Raw genomic sequence first — 23,067 nt, 5'->3', positions numbered from 1 at the left:
ATCCTAACGGTGCGCCGGCGGAGCGCTGTTCAGCGGCGAGGCAGGCGCCGCACGACGGCGGAACGGGCGCGACCGATCAGGCTCCGGACGCGCAGGATCCGGTGAGCGGCCGCCACCAGACTCGACTCCGAACCCGGCCGATGCAGCCGAGCGTACATACGCGCGAAATCCGTCAGGGTTCCGTACTCGACCGGCCCGGCAGCCTTCAGCAACTGGATCTGCTCCATCGTGCTGTCTCGCAGCGTGCTCGAGAATTGATCGAGGTTGTAGTCGAGTGCTGCGTAGCTCGAGGCGATGTACGCAGTGTTGGCGACGGTGCGGCTGTGGAAACCGAGCTCCCCGGCCGCATAGACCGGCATCCGCTCCAGCACGTGCGCCAGCCCCCCGTCCTGGTATGCCTCCGCTCCTCCGAACTGGTCGTACGTCCACTCGTGTTCGACGAGGAGGCGCAGAGCGGCGGGGCGAGCGAAGAACATCGACCCGAACGGCGCAAGGGGTGAGACCTCATCGACCGGAACGCGGATGTCGAGTTCACCGGCGAGGGCCTCGAACGCGGGTTTGTTCGCCCACCAGCCGTGGCCGAGGCTCGGATAGCCGAGGTGGATGGTCGGCGGGAACACCAGCCCGAGGCCTTGCTCGCGCTGGAACAGTCCCACGAGGTTCGCGGCGTATCCGGGGCTATTCAGCAGATTGGTGAACTGTTGCCGTTTGAAGTGCGTGCCGACGTTGTGGGCATCCTGCGGTGTCTTCTTGGAGTGCAGTTTCACCACGAGGTCATAGCCGTCGCCCAGTAGCAGGTCGCGGCATCCGATCAGGAAGGCGGACTGATCCCGTCCGTTGTTCGATGCCACGACACGCACCTCGGCGGAACCGCGTGGCGTTCGAGTCGCGATCGTCTCGCGGATCCGTACCGCCCTCCCCTCATCCGGAGTCGTGACGACGAGGTCGTATGAGCCAGGCAAGAAGTCGACGCGGTCGAGAATCTCATCCGTCATCTCGGGGTAGAACACGTGAACGACGACAAGGGTCCGAAGGGGGATGGTCGGATCGTACTCGAGCTCGACGTCGGGCAGCACCTCGAGCATCGCGGCATCGGCGTTGAGAGTGCGCGGCTCGACATTGCGCGCGAGGTCGGAGTAGATCAGCTCGACGGGGTAGCCGAGCTCCCTGACCGCCTCAAGCGTCCAACGACCGATGACCGCAAGGTGGTCGAGGTACGGTGGCCATTGGAAGAAGGGGCGTCGCTTCAGTGTCGGGCACCCTGCGCGGATGAGCTGCTCGGCGTAGAGCACCGCATGGTTCTCAACCTTGTCGGTGAGTGTCGGGAAGGCCACCTCGCCGACGTAACCCAGGTCGGTGAAATGCTCGGTGAAGATGCCTTCGTGCTTGACGACCGCGTCAGCATAGGTGTCCATCTGCGGAAGGTCGCGCCAATACGCGATCCAGTCCTCCGACAGGAACATGTCGCGCCGCACCGCCAGCCAGTACGACTGCAGGTGGTACGGCAGATACCCCGTCTGTGTGAACGGGTTCGGTTCGACGCGTACATGATCGGTCATTCCCCAGAAATGGAGGGGGCTGCGATCCATTCGATCGAACAAGGGTCCGAAGGGGCGCACCGGACCGAACCAGGTGTCGTTCGCCAGGAGGACCTCGTCGTATTCCGCGATGGCATCGCCTGCGGCATCCAGCCCTGCCTTGTATCCCCAGATGTCGTAGCCACGGTTCTCGCGGACGATGATCTCGTCCGCAAGCGGTGCGAGCCGAGATCTCCCGGTCTCGGTCAACGCGCCGTTGACGACGACCATGATCCGCGCGCAGTGCTCACGCAGCCGTGTGAGCGCGTAGGGGATGTACTCCTCCACATCGCCGCGCACGTCGTACACGACGTAGATGAGCAGCCGGCGACCGTCAGGAGGGAACTCGTTCGCGTCCTTGGTCGGAAAGGTGATCAGTTCTGCGGTCTTCATCGCCGACTCTCCGGTGCGCGGCCTCTCATGACCGAGGTGAGGATGCCCACGCCTCGACGCATGTACTTCAGGATGACCACTGTCCGCAGCGCCGCTTCGAACAACGGCATCGTGAGACGCGAGAGCCGACGGTGGTTCACACGGATGTACATGCGTGCGAGCGCGACCGTCCCCATGTGTCCGGCATCCCCGGCACGCTGCATGAGGGCGATCTGCTCGACGGGCCAGCCGCGGGTGGTGGAGAACAGATTGTCGATCTTCGACTCGAGGATCGTATGACTGATGGAGGCGTGCTCCCTCGTGAGCACCGTCCGCGCGTGATAACCCAGTTCTGCTCCCGCATACGCGACAAGTCGTTCCTGCACGCGGGCGAGATCGCGGTACGTCTGACCGGTGCGCTTGCCGTAGTCACGGAACATCCACCGCTTGCCCATCAGCGGAAGCAGCGCTTCCGGCCGGCCGATCCACATCCCGCCGAATGGCGCGAGTGGAGAGACCGCGTCGAACGGGACGGTGATCCCCAGGCTGCGCCCGAGATCCTCTGCCGGCTCACGGAGGCCACCCCACGCGTGCCCCATCATCGAGTAGCCGATGTGCATCATCGGCGGGAACACCACGCCTAGTCCAGGCTCCTTCTGGAACAGCGCGAGCAGATTCGCGACGTAACCCGGGCTGTGCAGGAGATTGTCGTACTGATAGCGGCGGAAGTATCGGCGGACGTTCACCGTCTTGTCGCGAGTGCGACGAGCGTGCACCTTGACGATCAGGTCGAAGTTCCCGCTGAGCAGGACGTCGCGGCATCCGACGAAGAGGTCGCTCATGTCGCGACCACGGTTGGCAGGCGTCACGCGGACGTCGAACGAAGCCAGCTGCGGGTCGTCACGGCGCTCCAGCATGCGCTGGAGCTTCTCTGCCCGCTTTCCGTCGGTGGTCGTGACGTACAGGTGATAGGGGGACGGGATGTAGCCGAGGCGCGAGAAGAGGTCCTGGACCGAATCCAGGTCGCTGACGTGGACGATGGCGGCAATGCGGAACGGTGACGCGCGGTCGTATGCCACATCTGTGTCGGGCAGCACTTCGAGCATTCCGGCGATCGCGTACAGCGCCTTCGGCTGAACCGTCCGCGCGAGGTTCTGCCACACGAGGGCGAGCGGGAAGCCCAGTTCGTCGACGTGCTGCAAGAGCTCACGACCGATGACCGCGAACCGGTCGAGGTAGGGAGGGTACTGCAGGAACACCGTGCGCAAGACGAATGGGCATCCGTCGTCCAGCAGCAGGCTCGGTGTGAAGAGCGCCGGGTTCGTGCTGGGATATTGATCCGCCGGAAACGCGAACGACACGCTCGCGTCGCCCGGCGCGAAGTGACGCAGGAAGGCTGTCTCCTCCGCGGCGCCGGCGCCGCGTCCGCGCCCGTCCCAATAACGTCGCCATGCACCGGAGGCGAAGGCGTCCCGCCGCAGCGCGGTCCAGGCCCAGGGCAGCGACGACGGAGTGACTCCGGCGTCGGGGAATGTCTCGGGGCCACTCCCCGAGTTCTCGACCATCGCCCACACCGTCGTCGCTTCGCCGGCCATCCGTTCGAGCACAGGGCCGAAGTCGGAAACGGGTCCGAACCAGGCGTCTCCAGTGAGAACCACCTCGTCATAGCGTTCGATATCAGCCTCGGCGTCCACCGCGAGCGCGTAGCCGGCCGGGTCGAATCCGCTTGCGGGGACCGAGAAGACGTCGTCGACGAGGCTGCGCAGACGCTCGATCTCGATCTCGGGAGTGCCGGCCGGGACGATCACCACCACGCGTTCGCCATGCGGGCGCAACGCTGCCAGCGCGTGCATCACGAAGTCGTCGATTCGGCGGTCCGTCCGGGACACGGCGTAGACGATGAGTCGGCGATCGTTTGTTGCCGCGTCGGCGTCTTGTCCGGCGCGCACGTCGACGTCGCTCATGAGTCGCCCGGAGCCGCTCAGTTCAGGCCCTGCTGCAGCGCTTTGAGGAGGTAGGCGCCGTACCCGCTCTTCACCAACGGCTCAGCACGCTCGCGAAGGTCTTCGTCGGTCAGGAAGCCCATGCGCCACGCGACCTCTTCCGGGCATCCGATCGAAAGCCCCTGGCGCTTCTCCACCGTGCGGATGAAGTCGGTGGCCTCGCTGAGAGAGTCGAACGTGCCGGTGTCGAGCCACGCCGTCCCCCGCGGAAGGAGTTCGACCTTCAGGTCACCTCGCTCCAGGTAGGCCTTGTTGACATCGGTGATCTCGAGCTCCCCACGCGGCGAAGGGGTCAGATTCTTCGCAATCTCGACGACGTCGTTGTCGTAGAAGTAGAGGCCGGGGACGGCGTAGTTGCTCTTCGGATCGATCGGCTTCTCCTCGAGCGAGACCACGCTCCCAGCGGCGTCGAACTCGACCACTCCATAGGCGGTGGGATCGTCGACCCAGTAGCCGAACACCACGCCGCCCGACAGGTCAGTGTACTGCCGAAGGCGCGTGCCCATTCCCTGCCCGTAGAAGATGTTGTCGCCGAGCACCAGGGCGGCCGAATCGCCCCCGATGTGCTCCTCGCCCAGGATGAACGCCTGCGCGAGCCCGTCGGGTGAGGGCTGCGTCTTGTAGGTGATCGAGACGCCGAAGCGGGCGCCGTCACCGAGCAGCCGCTGGAATTGATCCGAGTCCTGCGGTGTGGTGATGATGAGGATGTCGCGGATGCCCGCCAGGATCAGCGTCGACAGCGGGTAGTAGATCATCGGCTTGTCGTACACGGGCACGAGCTGCTTCGAGATTCCGAGGGTGATCGGGTGCAACCGCGAGCCCGTGCCGCCTGCCAGGATGATGCCACGCATGCCTCTAGTCTCCGGCATGCGCCGAGGAGCACCAAACCTGGGCGCGTGGCGCTGCCCGGTATCCTGGACCGATGCGCAGACTCCTGGTCACTGGCGGTGCCGGTTTCATCGGCTCGAACTTCGTCCACCACGTCCTCGAGCACACCGATGACCACGTCACCGTCCTCGACAAGCTGACGTATGCCGGCAACCTCGCGTCTCTCGACGGACTTCCAGCCGACCGTTTCACGTTCGTCCAGGGCGACATCGCCGACGCGGCGCTCGTCGATGATCTCTTCTCGGGTGTGGACGCCGTGGTGCACTACGCGGCCGAGTCGCACAACGACAATTCACTGCACGAGCCGCGCCCATTCCTCGACACGAACATCATCGGCACCTACACGCTGCTGGAGGCCGCACGCAAGCACGACCGCCGCTTCCACCACATCTCGACAGACGAGGTCTACGGCGACCTGGAACTCGATGACCCGGCGCGCTTCACCGAGCAGACCCCCTACAACCCCTCCTCGCCGTACTCGTCGACCAAGGCCGGCAGTGACCTGCTCGTGCGGGCCTGGGTGCGATCGTTCGGAGTCCGGGCGACGATCTCGAACTGCTCCAACAACTACGGCCCGTACCAGCACGTGGAGAAGTTCATCCCGCGCCAGATCACGAACGTGATCCGCGGCATCCGTCCGAAGCTCTACGGTGCCGGCGAGAACGTCCGCGATTGGATCCACGCCGACGACCATTCGTCCGCAGTGCTGACCATTCTCGAACACGGTCGACTCGGCGAGACATACCTCATCGGTGCGGACGGTGAGAAGAACAACAAGGACGTCGTCGAGCTCATCCTCGAACAGATGGGGCAGCCCAGGGACGCGTACGACCATGTCACCGACCGTGCCGGCCACGACCTCAGGTACGCCATCGACTCGGGCAAGCTGCGGACGGAGCTCGGCTGGCGCCCGGCCTACGGCGATTTCGAGGCGGGGCTCGCAGCGACCATCGCGTGGTACCGCGACAACGAGGACTGGTGGGCGTCGGCGAAAGACGGCGTCGAAGCGTTCTACGCGTCGAAGGGCCAGTGATGACCGAATTCGGTAAGGGCCTCGTGCGCACGGAGACGAACATCCCGGGCCTGGTCGTGTTCGATCTTCCGGTGCACGGGGACTCGCGCGGGTGGTTCAAGGAGAACTGGCAGCGTGAGAAGATGACCGCTCTTGGGCTCCCCGACTTCGGACCGGTGCAGAACAACATCTCTTTCAACGACGCCGCGGGGACCACGCGCGGAATCCATGCAGAACCCTGGGACAAGTGGGTGTCGGTCGCCACAGGCCGCATCTTCGGCGCCTGGGTAGACCTGCGTGAGGGCGCCACCTTCGGGGCTGTCTTCACCGCCGAGCTCGATCCGTCACGAGCGATCTTCGTCCCTCGTGGTGTCGGCAACTCGTACCAGACGCTCGAGGCCGACACAGCGTACACATACCTGGTGAACGACCACTGGTCGCCCGACGCCGAGTACGCCTTCCTCAACCTCGCCGATGAGACGGCCGCGATCGACTGGCCCATCCCCCTGTCGGAGGTCGAGATCTCGGCGAAGGACCGCGCACACCCGCGCCTCGCCGTCGTCACGCCCATCCCGCCGCGGAAGATCCTCGTGGTGGGCGCCGCCGGACAACTCGGACGCGCCCTGCGCGCGGAGTACGCAGGCGCGGATCACGTGGAATACGCGACGCGAGCCGACCTGGATCTCACGGCGCCAGATCTCGAGTCGGCTCGGCGTTGGCGCGACTACGGCGTCATCATCAACGCCGCGGCGTACACGGCGGTCGATGTCGCCGAGACTCCGGCCGGGCGTCGCGACGCGTGGGCGGCCAACGCCACCGCCGTCGGCGCGCTCGCACGGATCGCGGCTGCGAACGGGATCACGCTCGTCCACCTTTCGAGTGACTACGTCTTCGATGGGACGAAGGATGCACCGTACAACGAAGCCGAGCCGGTGGCTCCGCTCGGTGTCTACGGGCAGACCAAGGCCGCCGGTGACGCGGCGGCTGCGACCGCGCCGCGCCATTACATCGTCCGTACGAGCTGGGTGATCGGCGAGGGCAAGAACTTCGTCGGCACGATGGCGTCACTCGCGGAACGGGGTGTCGACCCGAGTGTCGTCGACGATCAACGCGGACGGCTGACGTTCACCTCTGAGATCGCGCGCGGGATCGCGCACCTGATCGACTCGGAAGCAGCTTTCGGCACCTACAACCTCACGGGTGGCGGACAGCCGCTGACGTGGGCTGAGATCGCCAGAGAAGTCTTCACGCTCACCGGGCACGATGCATCGCGGGTGACCGGCGTGAGCACCGATGACTACTTCGCCGCCGCCACGGCGCCGGTCGCCCCGCGCCCACGTAACAGCGTGCTCGACCTCCAGAAGATCCGCGCGACGGGGTTCGAGCCCGCAGACGCACTGGACACGCTGAGACGCGAACTGATCCGCTGACCGCCCGTCTGCCGGGAGGCCGACCGCTGCGCGGGGGCGTCCTGGCAGGCACCCGGCGCCGGATCAGCGAATCCCCCGGGAATCAGGAACCTGCGCCGGCGGATCGAACCTAGGGCACGGTCACGTCGCGACAGCCGAGAGCCGGGTTGGACCCGCCCGCGGTGTCGATGGCGTAGACGCACACCCTGTGGGAGCCGGCGGAAGCCGGGATCGAGGCCACGAATCCATGCGCGCTGCCCGAGGCCGGATACACGCTCGCGACATCGGGACGTGCGAGATTGGCGATGAACTCCCGGCCGACGCCGTCGACATATACGTGGACGGCGACGGGGTTCGTCGTATCGGGATCGATCGCCCATCCTGACGCGGTGAGCGCGCCCGCCGAAGTCGAGACCCATTCGAAGTTGCCGAACGGCGCCTTGTTGACCGCGGGGGTCGGTGCGGTCACCGTAACCGTACGGCAACCCAGCGTCGGATTGGAGCCGCCCGCGTCATCGATCGCGTACACGCACACGTAGTGCGAGCCGGGAGAGGCCGACGTCTGGACGACGAACCCGTGCCGGTCGCCGTATCCGGGATACGCCGCTCCGACATCCGGACGCGACACGTCCGCTGTGTAACCCTTGCCCACCCCGTCCACGTAGACGTGCACCTGGATCGGTCCCGTGACATTCGGGTCGATCGCCCAACCAGCGATCGTCAGGTTCGCCGACGACACACCCACCGACTCGAAGTTGCCGAACGGAGCCTTGTTGACCGCGGGGGTCGGTGCGGCCACCGTCACCGTACGGCAACCCAGCGTCGGATTGGAGCCGCCCGCGTCATCGATCGCGTACACGCACACGTAATGCGAGCCGGGAGAGGCCGACGTCTGGACGACGAACCCGTGCCGGTCGCCGTATCCGGGATACGCCGCTCCGACATCCGGACGCGACACGTCCGCTGTGTAACCCTTGCCCACCCCGTCCACGTAGACGTGCACCTGGATCGGTCCAGTGACATTCGGGTCGATCGCCCAACCAGCGATCGTCAGGTTCCCCGATGACACACCCACCGACTCGAAGTTGCCGAACGGCGCCTTGTTGACCGCAGGGGTCGGCGCAGCCACCGTCACAGTACGACAGCCGATGTCGGTGTTGCCGCCGATGACGGCCGTGTTCACGGCGACCGCACACATCGTCGAGGTGCCGGTCGGCAACGAGACTTGTGCTGAGAACCCGTGGTTGGAGCCGGCGGAAGGATATGAAGCTCCCACGTCGGGTCGGGTGCGATCAGCGGTCACCTCGGTGGTGGAGCCACCGACCGTGAGTCGTACCTTGATTGGCGAAGCGGTATCGGGGTCGATGGCCCAGCCGGAGGCAGTAGCCGTTGTGCCCGACACGGTCAGCGATTCCAGGTAACCGATCGGGGCGCTGCCTCCGTCGATGGGGCCGGTCACGGAGACGGTGCCGCACGACAGCAGCTTATTCGTTCCCGCGCCCGCGTTGATGGCGTAGGCACACACCGTGTGCGTGCCGGCAGCGGGTACCTTGACCCGGACGTTGAAACCATGCTTGGAGCCCACGGCCGGATAGGCGGCCCCTACGTCTGGACGTTCGTCGGCGGCCACGAACGCGGTACCGACCGACCCGACGTAGATGTGCACCTCGATAGGGCTGGTGGTATCGGGGTCCGCGGCCCAACCCGTCACGCGGATGGAGCCGGAGTCGCCCATCATGGACTCGACATTGCCGAACGGATTACCGCCGCCCGTCGTCGAGCCGAACCAGTCCGTGAAGTACTGGAAGAAGTTCCGGTTGCCGTAGCTCGAGCACGCGTCGCCCTCGCCGTAGCCCGCACGCAGCGCTGCGGCGTTGGGCTGATAGGGCGTGTAGTAGTAGAGGTTCGCCGTGGCCTGGTTCTGAATGTAGACGGGGGACGAACCACACGCGGCATCGGGGTTCCAGCGCACGTTCCATGTCTTGCCCGGCGCGTACCACGTGAAGTACTGACTAGTCCCTGGCGGGTTGGCGTACCGCTTCAGCTGCCACGCTGCGCCGTACACCTGGTTGAAGAAGCCGTAGTACCTGGTGTCGCACGCTGCGGTGTCAGGGCAGCCCTGCCCCATCGCGATCGTGTAGCGCCAATCGGACGGCCAAGTGTGCGTGACCAGCCCCTGTTCCTTCTGCAGCATCACGAGGATCGCCTGCGGGTTGATGCCGCATGCCTGCGCAACCTTGTAGATGATCGTCGAGGCGCGCTCACGCATTCCGCCCGGGTAGGCACCGCACATGGCGTCGGCGCTAGTCGCGCGCGACGTGTCGTACCAGTCCTTCAGGCACACATGACCGGATTGACAGCTCGGAACCTTCGACTGGAGGAACTGCTGGATCTGCGCCTCGCCCATCGTCGAACGATCGAAGAACTTCGCATCGCTGATGATGTACCCGGCCTGGAACTGTGAGAGGTCCGCCGTCTTCACAACCCCGCTGGGGACCCCGCCTGCAGCAACCGCGGGCGGACTCTCTATCGCCACCTGACTTGCCGACGCCACCCCCGGCGCAAAGAGCAGGGCCGCGATCAGGCTCAACACCGTCGCGGCGACACCGACTCGGCGTCGCGCAGGCGCGCGACGTTCCCCCCTGTAACCTGCAGCCACGTGAACAGTGTGACGCATGGGACACATGCTAACGCGGCGCCTCGCCGAAGGAATAGCCCGATCTGCGCGGTTATCGAGCCGCCGTCACAGCTCGGCGTGCAGCATCCACACCTTGTCGGCGGCCTCGCGCCACGAGAACGCCCGCCCGCGATCCCCCGCGAGCACACCGAGCCGCTCCGCCGCCGCGGTGGAGCCGAGTCCCGAAGCCAGAGCCGCACCGAGCCCTTCCGAGAGCTCCGCCACACTCGACGAAGGCACCAGCACTCCCCCGTCGAACACGACCTCGTCGTGCACCGTCGACGCCGCCGCTACCACCGGCACGCCGAGCGTCAGGGCGTCGACGACACGCCACGGGAACGCCGCGCGACGCGATGGAGCGACGAAGGCGACGGCCGCGCCGAACACCGCGGCACGATCGATCGCTGACAGCACGCCGCGCACGTGCAGCACGCGTTCCGGGATTCCGGCAGCTGACGCGAGATCGGCCACCGCGGGCTCGTGGCCCTCTTCGACGTCGATCACCACGATGGGGAGGTCGACACCGGATGCCGCGACCGCGGCGAGTCCGGCATCCAGCCCCTCTGAGCCGAGCGGCCCGCCCGCCAAAAGGATGAACCCCTCGGGCAGCCCCAGCTCGCGGCGACGGCCCACTTCATCCACCGGCACCGAGAACGTCAGCGGCGACGCGCCGGCGATGACCCGCACGCGGTCGCCCAGTGGCGCGATCTCGAGCAGCCGCGCCGCCAGCGAGTGAGTCGGCACCACCACAGCGTCGGCGTGCTTGACCGCGCGCTTCAGCATCGCCTTGTGCCAGGCCACGACGGCGCGGGGCAGCTCGGTGGGCGACTCCCAAGGGCGGAGGTCCCACACGGTCACCGCGGTCTGGTCGTGGTCGTGCACCCGATCATGGCGCACGAGCGGCGCGAAGAGCGACGGCGAGTGGATCATGCCCCCGCCGATCCCCGTGCCGACGCCCAGCTGCAGTGCGGCCGCGAGCTCGCGCCGGGGCAGCGCCGTGCGACGCACGCCGACCAGACCCGGCACCGCGTCCAGAGCCCCGTCCGGCCCACCAGCGGGGGCGATCGCCTCGACCTCGCACCCGGAGGGCGCACCGAGCACGAGCGCCCGGGCGAGTTCGCGCGACGCCTCGGCGATCTCGGGCTCGGTGGGTGCGACGAGTTGGTCGAGCACGACACGCAGGGTGGCGACCACGGCTCAGCCCTCGGGCGTCGGGGTCGGCGGGTGGAGCGTCGTCTGCACGAGGTCGGCGATATAGGCGTAGTCCGGGTTGAACTCGTCGATCCCCTCGGCGGGGGTGAGCTCGATCGTCTGCACCGGCTGCTCCTTGGCCTTCAGCGCGAGGTCGACGAGCGTCGGGATGAGCGACTGCGGCAGATCCGTCTGAATGAGGTCCGAGCCCGCGGTGGCGACCTCCTGGAAGCGCGTCAGGACGACCTGCGGTGTGAACTGCGCGAGGATCGCCGCCTGCAGCTCACGCTGACGCTTCATGCGCGAGAAGTCATCGGTCGTGTACCGCGAGCGGGCATACCACTGCGCGGTGTCGCCGTCCATGTGCTGCGCACCGGGCTCGATCCAGCCGATGGCCCAGTCCTCAGCGGGCTCACCCGGATACGACGGCCCGCCGCCCTTCGGAAGGCGCTCGGTGACCGTGATGTCGACCCCGCCGAGCGCATCGACGAGAGAGGCGAACCCGTGCATGTCGACGAAGACGTAGTACGGGATCTCGATGCCGAGGATCCCCTCGGCCGCGTCCTTCGTCGCCTCGATGCCCGGCTCGGAGCCGTTCGCCTCGGCATCCGGGTAGAGCGTTGTGCCGTCCTGGCAGACCTCGACCTCGGTGCGCAGCTGGTTGATGCCGCTCCCCCACCCGCAGGTCGGGTCGGCGTGACCCTCGTGCCCGTTCGGGTAGGTGTCCTGCATGGGACCCTCCGCGAACGGGAAGTGGGGCATGTCGCGCGGGATGCCGGTGATCGTGGTCGCACCGGTGTCGGCGTTGACCGACACGACCGAGATGCTGTCGAACCTCATCGAGTCGCGGCCCTCGCCGCTGTCGGCGCCCAGCAGCAGGATGTTGTAGTAGCCGTCCGACGGCGGGACGGTCGGGCCGCTCGCGCCGAAGATCGTGCTGATGGTGCTGCGCGCGGCGCCGACGGCGGTCGATGCATAGGCGGCGGTGCCGCTGGCGACGACCATGAGTCCGACGGCCACGACGGCGATCGCGAAGCGCGCGCCGCGCCCGGTCTTGACCAGGCGCACGAGCCGCAGCGTGTCGACGGTCAGCACGATCCACAGCACGGCGTAGCCGATCAGCAACCCCTGCGCGATGAGCAGCGGCAGCGGACGAAGCAGCCCGAGCCAGTCGGGCAGCCACGCACTCGTCACGATGCTGAGTCCCGCAGTGGGGGCGAGCAGCGCGAACAGCAGCGCGATCACGAGGAGCACCCACATCACGAGCGTCGCGCCGATTCCGAATCGACCGAGCCTCCGGTTGCCCGCGAGGACCTGCGCGGACCCTGGAATGAGGAAGTTCAGCCCGACCAGCCACCAACCGCGGCGCGTCATGACGGCGCGGGACGAGGCATCCGGGTGGCGCATCGGGCGCTCTTCGACCACGCCCGGTCGGACCGGACGTACCTTGGCGCTCGGTGGGCTCATCACGCTCACAGCGACTCCTTGAGCCGCCGGTTCTTCTGCTCGACCTGCGCTTCGAGATCGCGGGCGTAAGCCTCGACGCGGTCCGCGACGGCATCGTCCGAGGCACCGAGGATCCGGGCTGCGAGGAGTCCCGCGTTCTTCGCGCCGTTGATCGAGACGGTCGCGACGGGGATGCCGGCGGGCATCTGCACGATGCTCAGCAGCGAGTCCATGCCGTCGAGCGTCGCGAGCTGCACCGGCACGCCGATGACCGGGAGCGCGGTGACCGAGGCGAGCATGCCAGGAAGGTGCGCGGCTCCGCCGGCGCCGGCGATGATGACCCGGAGGCCGCGTGCGCGAGCCTCACGCCCGTAGCGGATGAGCTTGTCGACCGTGCGGTGCGCCGAGACGACCTCGACCTCGTGCGGGATGCCGAAGTCCGTGAGCGCCTGCGAGGCGTCGCTCATGACCCGCCAGTCGGAGTCGGAGCCCATGACGACGCCGACGAGCGGCGCCTCGGAGGAATGAAGGGGCGCAGTCACTCGTCAAGGCTAGGGGCGAAGGCTGGAAGATCCCCGCAACGGCGCGGCAGGTCCGGTCGTTGCGCGAGGAACGGGACGAGTGTGCCCGCGCCACGGACCACGTCGGCTCAGCGCGTTTCGTCTGCGTTTCGACTCGCAAGCTCGCTCACGACCGCGTTCCTCGCTCACTCAACGAGCGTCGAGGAAGAAGGATGCCGCGGCTCGCGCCCGGTAGGCCACGTCGTCGAGGTCGTCGCCGACGACGTTGACGTGCCCGACCTTGCGCCCCGGACGCGGTGCCTTGCCGTAGGTGTGGACCTTCGCCTGCGGGTGCTCGTCCATGGCGGCCGCGAAGCGCGCGTCCAGCGGGTCGTCCGCCGGCCCGCCGAGGATGTTGACCATCACGGCCCACCCCGCGACCGGATCGGTGTCGCCGAGCGGAAGGTCGAGCACGGCGCGCAGGTGCTGTTCGAACTGGCTGGTCACCGCACCGTCCTGGCTCCAGTGACCGCTGTTGTGCGGGCGCATGGCCAGCTCGTTCACGAGCAGCCGCTCGTCGGTGGTCTCGAACAGCTCGACCGCCAGCATCCCGGTCACGCCCAGTCCTTCGGCGATGGCGACGCCGATGTCGGTCGCCACCCGCTGCAGTCGCTCGTTCGAGTGCGGGGCCGGTGCGATCACCTCGGCGCATACACCGTCGCGCTGGACCGTCTCGACGACCGGGTACGCCTTCATTGCGCCCGACGGACGACGGGCGACCTGCTGGGCGAGCTCTCGCGTGAAGTCGACGAGCTCCTCGACAAGGAGTGCGCCGCCACGGGCGTCCTCGGCGAGCGTCGCGAACCAGTCCTCGGCCTCGGTGCCCGCCGAGACCACGCGGACGCCCTTGCCGTCGTATCCCCCGCGGGGAGTCTTCACGACCGCGCGCCCGCCGTGGTCGTCGATGAAGGCCTGCAGCTCCTCGGTGTCGGTGACCGCCGCCCAGTCCGGCTGCGGCATCCCGAGCTCCTGAAGGCGCGCCCGCATGACGAGCTTGTCCTGCGCGACCTTGAGCGCATCGGGGCCGGGATGAACGGCGATGCCTTCGCCGACGAGCGCGGCCAGGACGTCCTGCGGCACATGCTCGTGGTCGAAAGTCACGACATCGACATCGCGCGCGAACGCGAGCACGGTGGCGGCGTCGCGGTAGTCGCCGACGGCCGTGGCGGCGAGGGATGCCGACATCCCCTCGTCTTCGGCGAGCACGCGCAGCTCGACTCCGAGTTCGACCGCCGGTGCGATCATCATGCGGGCCAGCTGGCCACCTCCGACGACTCCGACTCGCAGCGCCATGCCACTCCCTCTCGACTCAAGACTCCTTCCATCATCCCGCACACCGGAATGGCGGACGAGCCGGTCAGGACGGCGGCAGGGGCGGCCGAGGCGGAACAGCAGGCGGCGGGCCGGGCGGCAGCGGCTGGGCGTCGCGGTGCGCGAGGATCTGATTCACCTCGACCTGATCGACCAGCGCCTCGTGCACCAGCTCAGCGCTGGGGATGTTGACGAGCCGCAGCGGTTCGTCGACCCCATTGGCGAGGGTGATCGTGCCCGCACCCCACATGCGCTGCAGCAGGCCGCGATGGACCTTCAGCGTGTAGCCACGGACATGTGCCAGCTCCCTGCGCTTCGCCGAGAACACTCCGCGACGCTCCATCACCCGCCGCGTCGTGATCGTGTACACGTGCCCCAGCCACGCGAGGTAGGGCAGGACCACGATCAGGAGCACCACGGCGGCGGCCGCGGCGAGCAGCATCCAGTTCTCGAACGGCGCCGGCAGGTTGCCGTAGAAGTACCCGCAGGCACCGGCGACGGCGATGAGCACGAGGGCCGACCACGTAAGCCGGCGCGCATGGGGGCGGAAGCGCGCGACGAGCAGCTCCGGGGTGGGCGCGCCGGGGGCCGGCGTCAGCGGCCTGCCACCGTAGCTCGTCGGCTGCGTCATGTCCCCATTGTGCGGCGAGCCGCCGACAGTCCGGGGTGAACCCGCCGTTTTACGTCATCCGCGCGCGTTTCGTCTCGCTCGTTCCTCGCTCGCTCAACGACCGGAGCTCGGACGCCTCGGGGCCGGCGTGTGCGCCGGGTGCAGCGTTTCGTCTCGCTCGTACCTCGCTCGCTCAACGACCGGAGCTCGGACGCCTCGGGGCCGGCGTGTGCGCCGGGTGCAGCGTTTCGTCTCGCTCGTACCTCGCTCGCTCAACGACCGGGACTCAGGAGCGGCGACGGGCTCGCACGTGCACGACGTCGCCGGCCGACACGACGCTCTCGTACTCGCCGTCCTGCACGACGACGAGGCGCCCGTCGGGGTCGACGCGCTGGGCCCGGCCCCACAGCGTCTGGCCGTCGGGCAGCGACACCGCGACGTCGCTTCCCAGAGTGCTGCAGAGCGCCTCGACCTCTGCGAGCACGCCCGAGGCGGCGGCATCCCCGCCGGCGGCGGCCAGCGCGGTGAGCTGTTCGTCGAGGGCGGCGACGTAGTCCACCAGCAGGCGATCCTCGTCGCACGTCAGACCCACGACCGCGAACGAGGTCGCGGTGTCGACGGGGAGGTCGGCGCGCGGCATCCGTGTGTTCACGCCCGATCCGACGACGACGACATCGGGGTGGCCGGGCACGACCTCGGCGAGGATGCCGCAGACCTTCCCGCCGTCGATCAGCACGTCGTTCGGCCACTTGAGCGTCGCGGTATGCGCAGAGCCTGCGAGCTGCGCACCGATCGCACGCGTCATCGCGGCGCCTGCCATCAGCGGGATCCAGCCCCTGGCCGCTGCGGGGATCGCCGCGGCATCGATGACGACCGAAACGGCGAGGGCGGATCCGGGCGGCGTGACCCACGTGCGGTCCAGGCGGCCGCGACCCGCGCGCTGGTCTCTTGTCAGCAGCAGCGACAGATGGGGCCATTCGTGCGGGGCGTCGACGACGTGACGCACGACGTCGGCGTTGGTCGAGTCAGTGGTCTCCACGACCTGGACGCGCGGGCTCACGGCGGCCGCAAGCGGGAACCCCTCGGACGAGTACGACATGATGCTCACCGTACGCGCCTCGCCCCGTCGGCGCCGCTCGAGCGGCCACCCGTCCCGCCGGGGTCCCACAGCGGATGCCGCGACCCCTTGTGTGAACCCTCCAACAGATCCCTCGAGCCCGCCGATAGGGTGGAATCCGTGACCGATCAGCCCGACCTCTCGACGACCGCCGGCAAGATCGCCGACCTCCGCGCACGCTTCCAGGAGGCCGTCCTCGATCCCGAGGAGGTCGCGAAGGAGAAGCAGCACGCGAAGGGCAAGGGCACCGCCCGCGAGCGCATCGACATGCTCCTCGACACCGGCAGCTTCGTCGAGCTCGACGAGTACGTGCGCCACCGCACCACGGCGTTCGGCATGGACCGCTCCCGCCCCTACGGCGACTCCGTCGTCAGCGGCGTCGGCACGATCCACGGCCGCACGGTGGCGGTCTACTCGCAGGACTTCTCGACCTTCGGCGGATCGCTCGGCGAGGTCGCCGGCGAGAAGATCATCAAGGTCATGGAGTTCGCCCTCCGCTCCGGCATCCCGATCGTGGGAATCCTGGACTCCGGCGGCGCCCGCATCCAGGAAGGCGTCGTCGCCCTCGGCAAGTACGGCGAGATCTTCCGCCTCAACACCCGAGCATCAGGCGTCATCCCGCAGATCTCGATCATCATGGGCCCGGCTGCCGGTGGTGCCGTGTACTCCCCCGCCCTCACCGACTTCGTCGTCATGGTCGACAAGACCAGCCAGATGTTCGTCACCGGTCCCGACGTGATCAAGACCGTGACCGGCGAGGACGTCGGCATGGAGGAGCTCGGCGGCGCGTACACGCACAACACCCGCTCGGGCGTCGCCCACTACCTCGCCGAGGACGAGGACGACGCGATCGACTACGTCCGCTCGATGCTCGGCTTCCTCCCTGACAACAACATGGCGGAGCTGCCCGTCTACGAGAGCGGTTTCGAATTCGAGACGACGGATGCCGACCGCGCGCTGAACGCGATCATCCCCGACTCGCCGAACCAGCCGTACGACATCCACCAGGTGATCCGCGGGATCGTCGACGCCGAGGACTTCCTCGAGGTGCAGCCGCTGTTCGCACCGAACATCGTCATCGGCTTCGGCCGCATCGAGGGCCGCTCTGTCGGCATCATCGCCAACCAGCCCTCGCAGATGGCGGGCACGCTGAACATCGAGGCCGGCGAGAAGGCGAGCCGCTTCGTGCGCTTCTGCGACGCCTTCTCGATTCCGATCGTCACCCTCGTGGACGTTCCCGGCTACCTGCCGGGCACCGACCAGGAGTGGACCGGCGTCATCCGCCGCGGCGCGAAGCTGCTCTACGCGTACGCCGAGGCGACCGTCCCGCTGGTGACCGTGATCCTTCGCAAGGCCTACGGCGGCGCCTACATCGTCATGGGCTCCAAGCAGCTGGGCGCCGATGTGAACCTGGCGTGGCCGACGGCCGAGATCGCCGTCATGGGCGGCCAGGGCGCCGTGAACATCCTCTACCGCGGCGAGATCAAGCGTGCAGAAGAGGCGGGCGAGGACGTCGCCGCCGTGCGGACACGCCTCGCCAACGAGTACACGTACAACGTCGCCTCACCCTTCCTCGCCGCCGAGCGCGGCGAGCTCGACGGCATCATCGAGCCGGCGCAGACGCGGGTCTCCATCGCGAAGGCCCTACGGGCGCTCCGCGGCAAGCGCGCCAGCCTGCCCCCCAAGAAGCACGGGAACATCCCGCTGTGAGCCTCGCGGACGACCAGGCGGTCCCTGCCGAGGCCGGCGGGGATTCCGCCGCGCCCGACAGCGTCACGATCGACATGCGTCGCGGCACGCCCACGGAGGAGGAGCTCGCAGCGCTCATCGCCGTCGTGAGCGAGGCCTACACCGGCGAGGCGGCAGAGGCCGTCGCCGAGGACCGCGTGCGCCGCACGGGCTGGGAGCTCTCGCAGCGCGCCCTGCGGCAGCCGCTCGACCGCGACCTGGGCTGGGGTCGCTTCGGCTGATCACGCGGCCCTCGTCAGAGGCCTCCAAAGCGCTTGCGCCGGGCTCGTGGGTCTTGTCCCCCGAAATACCTACAGACACAGCCCTTGATACCTGGAGATACTTGATCCGCTGGAACGCTTCTGCGTTCGGTCGGTCCGACCCCGCACTGCGGTATCCCCGGATCTGGCCATGCGGACGGTTTTCGGGTAACCGTCCGCGCAGGCGAGGGGCGGGCGGCTTCGCCGCCCCTCGCCTCCTTCCTCTCCGTTCCCCGCCTGGTTCCTCCCCCTCCTGGCGGGGAGCGAGTACGCCATCCGTGCTCGTGTCCCCGCGCGGCGGCTACTGCGCTGCGCTGCGCTGCGCTGACCGAACGCATCCGACTCGTTCGCATGATGCGACGGCATCCCGACTGGCTCAGCGGTCACCGATCAGCGCCATGCGAGCCCCGAGCCGCGAGCACCATCGGAAGCGCCCGCCAGAGCGGTCAGGCCCGGCCGGGGTGCGGGATCTCGAGCCAGAGGTCGACGGAGTCCTCGTCGCTGGGCCCGGCGACGGACGGCGAGCGTCCCACGACCGTGACCGCCACCCGCTCGTCAGGCGAGGTGCGGATGTAGAGCCGGTCGGATGTGGCAGACCGCAGCGCGTCGGCCAGCTGCGCGCGGATGACGCCCAGCTGCTCGTCGTCGACGTCGTCGAGCCCGCCCTCGTCGAGGACCGTGACGTTCGCGCCACGACGCCGCGCACGTTCGAGCTCGGCGCGCACCTCGTCATCGAGCAGGCGGGGTCCGCGCATCTCATCGCGCAACTTGCCCTCAGCGATCCGCGCCTCCAGACGGTCGGGATCGCTGAGCACCCCGGCGTGAGCGACGGTGCGCGTGAGCACGGGCCCCGCCACTGCGAGCGCCTTCTGCACCTGCACCCGGCGTTCCCGCTGGCGCACGATCTGCGAGGTCTGCCATCCCGTCGCCGCGCGCTGCAGCCGCGTGAGGCGGGACGTGTCGCGGGCGGCCCGGTCCATCGAGAACACCAGCAGCTGCGCGCACGTCACCCAGACGATGGAGCCGACGAGCCCGAGCGCGAGCGCATTCACCGGTCCCATCCAGAGCATCGACGCGACGGTGAGCGCGACGATGCCCGTCCATGCCGTCCATGGGCGACGGCGCACCATGACGATGGTCATGAGCGCGCCGATCCCGCCCAGGTACCAGGTCGCGAACGGTGCCGTGCGCGCGTCGGCCCCCACCGAGACCGAGATCGCGCTCGGCACGATGACCGCACACGCGAGCGCCAGGACCTGCGCGATCGGCGGGAGCCGGACAGGACCGCGGATGCCGTCCACCGCCGTCTTCGCGTCGTCCTCGGCGCGTGAGCCCGTCGCGGGCGACGGGGCAGGAGGCGGCGTGGATCGCGTCGATGCGGGTTCCCAGAAGATGCAGAGCCAGGTGGTCGCGAGATAGAACGCGAGAGTGACCACGACGACGAGGGGCTGCGTGATGGGTCCGGTCCACGAGAGGCCTCGCGCGGCAAGGTACGCCGTGAAGGCGACGGCGAGCACGACCAGGACGTTCTTGACGCTGATCATGCGGCGGACTCCTGCCAGGTGAGCCGCACGACGGTGCCGTGCGGACCGGTCTCGAGATCCGCATGCCCGCCCACGGCGGCGACACGGGCCATGATCGACGCGCGGATGCCCAGCCGGTCGTCCGGGACGGCATCCAGGTCGAAGCCCTCGCCGGCGTCGTGCACCTCGACACGCACGCGCCCGTGGGTCTCCATCACCGCGACGCCGAGGCCGGCGCCACCGGCGTGCTGGAGGGCGTTCGCGACCGCCTGCGTCGCGGCGAGCGCGAGCGCCCGCGCCACGCGCCCCGGAATGAGCGACCCGGCGTCGTCGAACTCGCACTGCACGTCGACGTCGACGCCCAGCTCGGCGGCGGCCGCATCGATCTCGGCGGCGAGGGCCGCGACATCCCACGGCTCGTCGGTGCCCTCGTGCGCATCCTGCTCGGTGTTGGCGAGCCGCGTGAGCGCCTCGCGCGCCATCGACGCCGCGAGCGTGCGCTCGCGCGGCGTGCTCGCCCGCTCCGCGGCGATGAGCGCTGCCAGAACGCTGTCGTGCATGAGGGCTGCGACGGCCACGCGCTCCTGCTCCGCGGCATCCGCCGCCGCAGCCTGCGCGTAGGAGGCGACCGCCCGGGCACGCGTCTCGTCGACGTTGACGGCGATCGAGCGGAACAGCCAGCCCAGTGTGAGGATCACGCCGCCGAGGATGAGGGCGAACGACACGTCCAGTCCGACGGTCATCCAGTAGTCGCTGTCGAAGTCGACCTGCATCATCCGCACCAGCCCGAAGAGGACCGGGGCGAGGATCGTCCAGCCGATCTGCAGCGGGAAGGGGAAGGCCAGCACCGCGGCGAGGGTCGCGAGGTTGACCAAGTACCAGATCCACGGCTCTTCGATGCCCGCAGGCGTCACTCCCGCAGTGGCGATCGGCCAGGCGACCAGCGCGAGCACGTAGACGAGAGCGAAGACACCCGCAGCCACCCGGACGCCGCGCCCGATGACGCACGCGAGGATCATCACCGCGAGAGTGCCGAACACCGAGATCATCAGGGCTTCGTGCCACCCGGGCCGCTCGTCGGTCGAGCCCAGCGCCGCAAGGAACGCCTGGACGCCGAGGATCAGCGATCCGAAGGCGCCGCCGACGAGCGAGATGATCCGCTCCACGCGTGAACGCGTGAACGACCCGACGCCCGCAGTCGCCTGCGGCGAGTGGGGAATCTGACCCCACGCCGTGTCGAGCACGCCGGTCTGCGCGTCAACGGCCACGCGCACTGTCTCCTGGGTCGGCTGATGGCTCGACGAGGATGCCGTCTTCGACGGCGCGGTGCAGCAGGTCGATCTTGGTGGGAGCGGGGCGCCCGACCTCGACGTACTTGACGCGGATGCGCGTGATGTTCTCCTTCGCCGTCGAGTACGCGACCCCGAGGCGGTCGGCGACGACCTTCAGCGGAAGGCCGGCGGCGTAGAGTCGCAGCACGTCGCGTTCCCGGGCCGACAGCTGCGCGTCGGCGAATGCGCGGTCGCCCTCGACGGCGCTGGCCCACTCGACGTTGTTGAGCGGCTCGCCGCGCGCCACCGTGCGCACCGCTGCGATCACGTCGCCGATGGGCGAGGACTTGCTGACGACACCGGCAGCGCCGGCGGCCAGGGCTTCGCGCACCGCTGCCGGGCGGTCGGCGACACTATGGATGATGACACTCGACCCGTCGAGCACCAGGCGCCGCACGTTCTCGGTGACCGTTGTGCCATCGCCGAGCGTCAGATCGAGCACCACGACGTCAGCCGGCGGCTGGCGCGATCGTGCCCGCCACTCCACATATTCGGTCACGGTGCTGCCCGAGAAGGCGACGTTCATCGCCTCCGCACGGACGCAGGCCGCCTCCAGCCCGAGCCGTACCGATTCGTGGTCGTCGATGAAGGCCACGCGCGTCATTCCGCCAGCCTAGCCACGTGCGTCACCCGCGGGTGAGAACCGCCACGGCTTCGACGTGATGCGAGTTCGGGAAAAGATCCAGGGCGTCCACGCTCGCCAGGTCGTAGCCGCCGGCGCGGAAGGTGGCGATGTCGCGGGAGAGCGCCACGGGATCGCAGGCGACGTAGACGACCGTCTTCGGCGAGAGCGCCGTGATGTGCTCGACGACATCGCGTCCTGCTCCCGAGCGCGGCGGGTCGAGGAGGACGACTCCCCGGGACAGGCGCTCTCGTTCGGAGACGGATGCCTCGGCGGCGAGCCGCGCCAGCCAGCGGTCGACCCGGGCAGTCTCGGCCCGGGCGCCGACCCAGTCGACGAGATTCTCGCCCGCGTGCTCGGTGGCGCGCGCGTCGGATTCGACGCTTGTCACGCGCGTCGACGGCCCGCCGAGCGCACCCAGGGTCGCCGCGAACAATCCCACGCCGCCGTAGAGGTCCAGATGCCACGCCTCGGGGTCGACGGCAGGAGCATCTCCGGGGAGGATGCTCACCGCGGCCGACACGGCCGTGGTGAGCGTGTGCGCCGCAAGCCTGTGGACCTGCCAGAAGCCGCCGGCGTCGACGCGGAACTCCCGGCCGCCGACGCGTTCGACCACGACCTCGGGCGCGGGCGTCTTGCCGGAACGCCGCCCGGGTGCGGGGCGGCTACCGCGCCCACGCCGGGTGGCGGCATCCCGATGCGTCTGTGGCCGGGGCAGCACCCGCACGCGACCGTCCGCGGGCTGTACGAGATCGATGCGGCCGGGCTCGCCGCCGCGCAGCTCGAGCGCGGTGCGCTCGACTTCCGCGGTCGCGAGCGGCAGGTCCTCGAGCGGCACCACGCGATGGCTGCGCGCCGCGTACTGCCCGACGTTGCCGTCGTCGTCGACATGCAGGCTCACCCGCGTGCGCCACCCGGTGCCGTCGACGGTCTCGCCGTCGGCGTCCTGGGCGCCGCCCTCGGCGCCGTCCGGCGTCGGCGGAGCAGAGACGGCGCTCATCGTCGCCGTGGGCGCGTCGATGCGGCCGAAGCGCTGAAGGGCGTCGAGCAGGACCTCGAGCTTGAGGCTGCGCTGATGCGCGAGCTCGATATGGCCGAAGTCGGCGCCGCCGGGACGCTGCTCGGGCGGCACGTCGACGTCGGCCTGCCGCCAGACGTGGAGCTGGCGATGCGGCGACGCCTCGAGAACCTCGAGCGTCTCGGCACGCCAGAACGACGACTTGGCCGTGTCGGTGAGGCGCACGCGGACACGCTCCCCCGGAATCGTGTCGGGCACGAACACGACGCGTCCCTCGTGCCGGGCGACGAAGACGCCGCCGTGGGCGACGCCCGTGATGTCGAGGTCGAGGAGGTCGCCGGTTCCGCTCATCCGTCGAGCCTACGCCGCGCCCGTTCGTCCGACGTCGCTCGTGGGGCTCGTGCGTTTCGAC

The 23,067-nt window shown here is 68.8% G+C and carries 18 protein-coding genes; 4 read left to right on the top strand and 14 right to left on the bottom strand.

Features of this window, described 5'->3' with window-relative positions; translation table 11 throughout:
* Positions 1–29: 29 nt before the first annotated feature.
* The 3 genes from MRBLWS13_RS18455 to rfbA are packed head-to-tail and all read right to left on the bottom strand — an operon-like array spanning position 30 to position 4,803.
* Positions 30–1,970, bottom strand: coding sequence for a rhamnan synthesis F family protein (locus MRBLWS13_RS18455; RefSeq protein WP_349426769.1), 1,941 nt, complete (start codon positions 1,968–1,970; stop codon positions 30–32).
* Positions 1,967–3,913, bottom strand: coding sequence for a rhamnan synthesis F family protein (locus MRBLWS13_RS18450; RefSeq protein WP_349426768.1), 1,947 nt, complete (start codon positions 3,911–3,913; stop codon positions 1,967–1,969). The genes MRBLWS13_RS18455 and MRBLWS13_RS18450 overlap by 4 nt, the downstream gene beginning before the upstream one ends.
* Positions 3,914–3,930: 17 nt before the next feature.
* Entirely contained in the window at positions 3,931–4,803 is an 873-nt protein-coding gene (gene rfbA, locus MRBLWS13_RS18445; RefSeq protein WP_331906460.1) for a glucose-1-phosphate thymidylyltransferase RfbA, read from the bottom strand.
* Positions 4,804–4,874: 71 nt separating this feature from the next.
* On the opposite strand from rfbA, the gene rfbB reads away from it, so the two are divergent.
* Together rfbB and MRBLWS13_RS18435 are read left to right on the top strand one after the other, a co-directional pair.
* Entirely contained in the window at positions 4,875–5,873 is a 999-nt protein-coding gene (rfbB, locus tag MRBLWS13_RS18440; RefSeq protein ID WP_349426767.1) for a dTDP-glucose 4,6-dehydratase, read from the top strand.
* Complete coding sequence (locus tag MRBLWS13_RS18435) at positions 5,873–7,282, top strand: bifunctional dTDP-4-dehydrorhamnose 3,5-epimerase family protein/NAD(P)-dependent oxidoreductase (protein ID WP_349426766.1); 1,410 nt, start codon at positions 5,873–5,875, stop codon at positions 7,280–7,282. Before rfbB ends, MRBLWS13_RS18435 begins: the two co-directional genes overlap by 1 nt.
* 109 nt (positions 7,283–7,391) lie before the next feature.
* On the opposite strand, the gene MRBLWS13_RS18430 is transcribed toward MRBLWS13_RS18435, so the two are convergent.
* The 7 genes from MRBLWS13_RS18430 to MRBLWS13_RS18400 form a co-directional block, all read right to left on the bottom strand.
* Complete coding sequence (locus tag MRBLWS13_RS18430) at positions 7,392–9,743, bottom strand: hypothetical protein (protein ID WP_349426765.1); 2,352 nt, start codon at positions 9,741–9,743, stop codon at positions 7,392–7,394.
* 261 nt (positions 9,744–10,004) lie between these two features.
* Positions 10,005–11,132: a glycosyltransferase gene (locus MRBLWS13_RS18425; RefSeq protein WP_349426764.1), complete on the bottom strand. Its 1,128-nt coding sequence runs from the start codon at positions 11,130–11,132 to the stop codon at positions 10,005–10,007.
* A gap of 3 nt (positions 11,133–11,135) precedes the next feature.
* On the bottom strand, positions 11,136–12,596 hold the full coding sequence (locus tag MRBLWS13_RS18420) for an LCP family protein (protein WP_349429104.1): 1,461 nt from the start codon (positions 12,594–12,596) through the stop codon (positions 11,136–11,138).
* Between the two features lie 5 nt (positions 12,597–12,601).
* Positions 12,602–13,069: a 5-(carboxyamino)imidazole ribonucleotide mutase gene (purE, locus tag MRBLWS13_RS18415; RefSeq protein WP_349429103.1), complete on the bottom strand. Its 468-nt coding sequence runs from the start codon at positions 13,067–13,069 to the stop codon at positions 12,602–12,604.
* A gap of 216 nt (positions 13,070–13,285) precedes the next feature.
* The gene (locus MRBLWS13_RS18410) at positions 13,286–14,428 is read right to left on the bottom strand and encodes a 5-(carboxyamino)imidazole ribonucleotide synthase (protein ID WP_349426763.1); all 1,143 of its coding nucleotides are present in this window, start codon (positions 14,426–14,428) and stop codon (positions 13,286–13,288) included.
* 64 nt (positions 14,429–14,492) lie between these two features.
* A complete protein-coding gene (locus MRBLWS13_RS18405) occupies positions 14,493–15,077 on the bottom strand; it encodes a PH domain-containing protein (RefSeq protein WP_349426762.1) in 585 nt (194 codons plus the stop codon).
* A 265-nt stretch (positions 15,078–15,342) separates the two neighbouring features.
* Positions 15,343–16,155, bottom strand: a complete 813-nt coding sequence (locus MRBLWS13_RS18400) for a biotin--[acetyl-CoA-carboxylase] ligase (RefSeq protein ID WP_349429102.1) — start codon at positions 16,153–16,155, stop codon at positions 15,343–15,345.
* Positions 16,156–16,284: 129 nt separating this feature from the next.
* Here MRBLWS13_RS18400 and MRBLWS13_RS18395 point away from each other — a divergent pair, with 129 nt between their 5' ends.
* Positions 16,285–17,883, top strand: coding sequence for an acyl-CoA carboxylase subunit beta (locus MRBLWS13_RS18395; RefSeq protein WP_308868292.1), 1,599 nt, complete (start codon positions 16,285–16,287; stop codon positions 17,881–17,883).
* Entirely contained in the window at positions 17,880–18,143 is a 264-nt protein-coding gene (locus MRBLWS13_RS18390) for an acyl-CoA carboxylase subunit epsilon (protein ID WP_349426761.1), read from the top strand. Before MRBLWS13_RS18395 ends, MRBLWS13_RS18390 begins: the two co-directional genes overlap by 4 nt.
* A gap of 464 nt (positions 18,144–18,607) precedes the next feature.
* Here MRBLWS13_RS18390 and MRBLWS13_RS18385 read toward each other — a convergent pair whose 3' ends face one another.
* The 4 genes from MRBLWS13_RS18385 to MRBLWS13_RS18370 are packed head-to-tail and all read right to left on the bottom strand — an operon-like array spanning position 18,608 to position 23,006.
* On the bottom strand, positions 18,608–19,705 hold the full coding sequence (locus tag MRBLWS13_RS18385) for a hypothetical protein (RefSeq protein WP_349426760.1): 1,098 nt from the start codon (positions 19,703–19,705) through the stop codon (positions 18,608–18,610).
* Positions 19,702–20,952, bottom strand: a complete 1,251-nt coding sequence (locus tag MRBLWS13_RS18380) for an ATP-binding protein (protein ID WP_349426759.1) — start codon at positions 20,950–20,952, stop codon at positions 19,702–19,704. Before MRBLWS13_RS18380 ends, MRBLWS13_RS18385 begins: the two co-directional genes overlap by 4 nt.
* The gene (locus MRBLWS13_RS18375; protein ID WP_349426758.1) at positions 20,942–21,619 is read right to left on the bottom strand and encodes a response regulator transcription factor; all 678 of its coding nucleotides are present in this window, start codon (positions 21,617–21,619) and stop codon (positions 20,942–20,944) included. Before MRBLWS13_RS18375 ends, MRBLWS13_RS18380 begins: the two co-directional genes overlap by 11 nt.
* Positions 21,620–21,641: 22 nt before the next feature.
* Positions 21,642–23,006 (bottom strand): TRAM domain-containing protein, encoded by a 1,365-nt coding sequence (locus MRBLWS13_RS18370; protein ID WP_349426757.1) that lies wholly within the window; start codon positions 23,004–23,006, stop codon positions 21,642–21,644.
* Positions 23,007–23,067 lie beyond the last annotated feature (61 nt).

The sequence above is a fragment of the Microbacterium sp. LWS13-1.2 genome (assembly GCF_040144835.1).
Lineage (GTDB): Bacteria > Actinomycetota > Actinomycetes > Actinomycetales > Microbacteriaceae > Microbacterium.
Note: the sequence above shows the minus strand (reverse complement) of the source record. Positions and strands in the feature narration are given on the sequence as shown.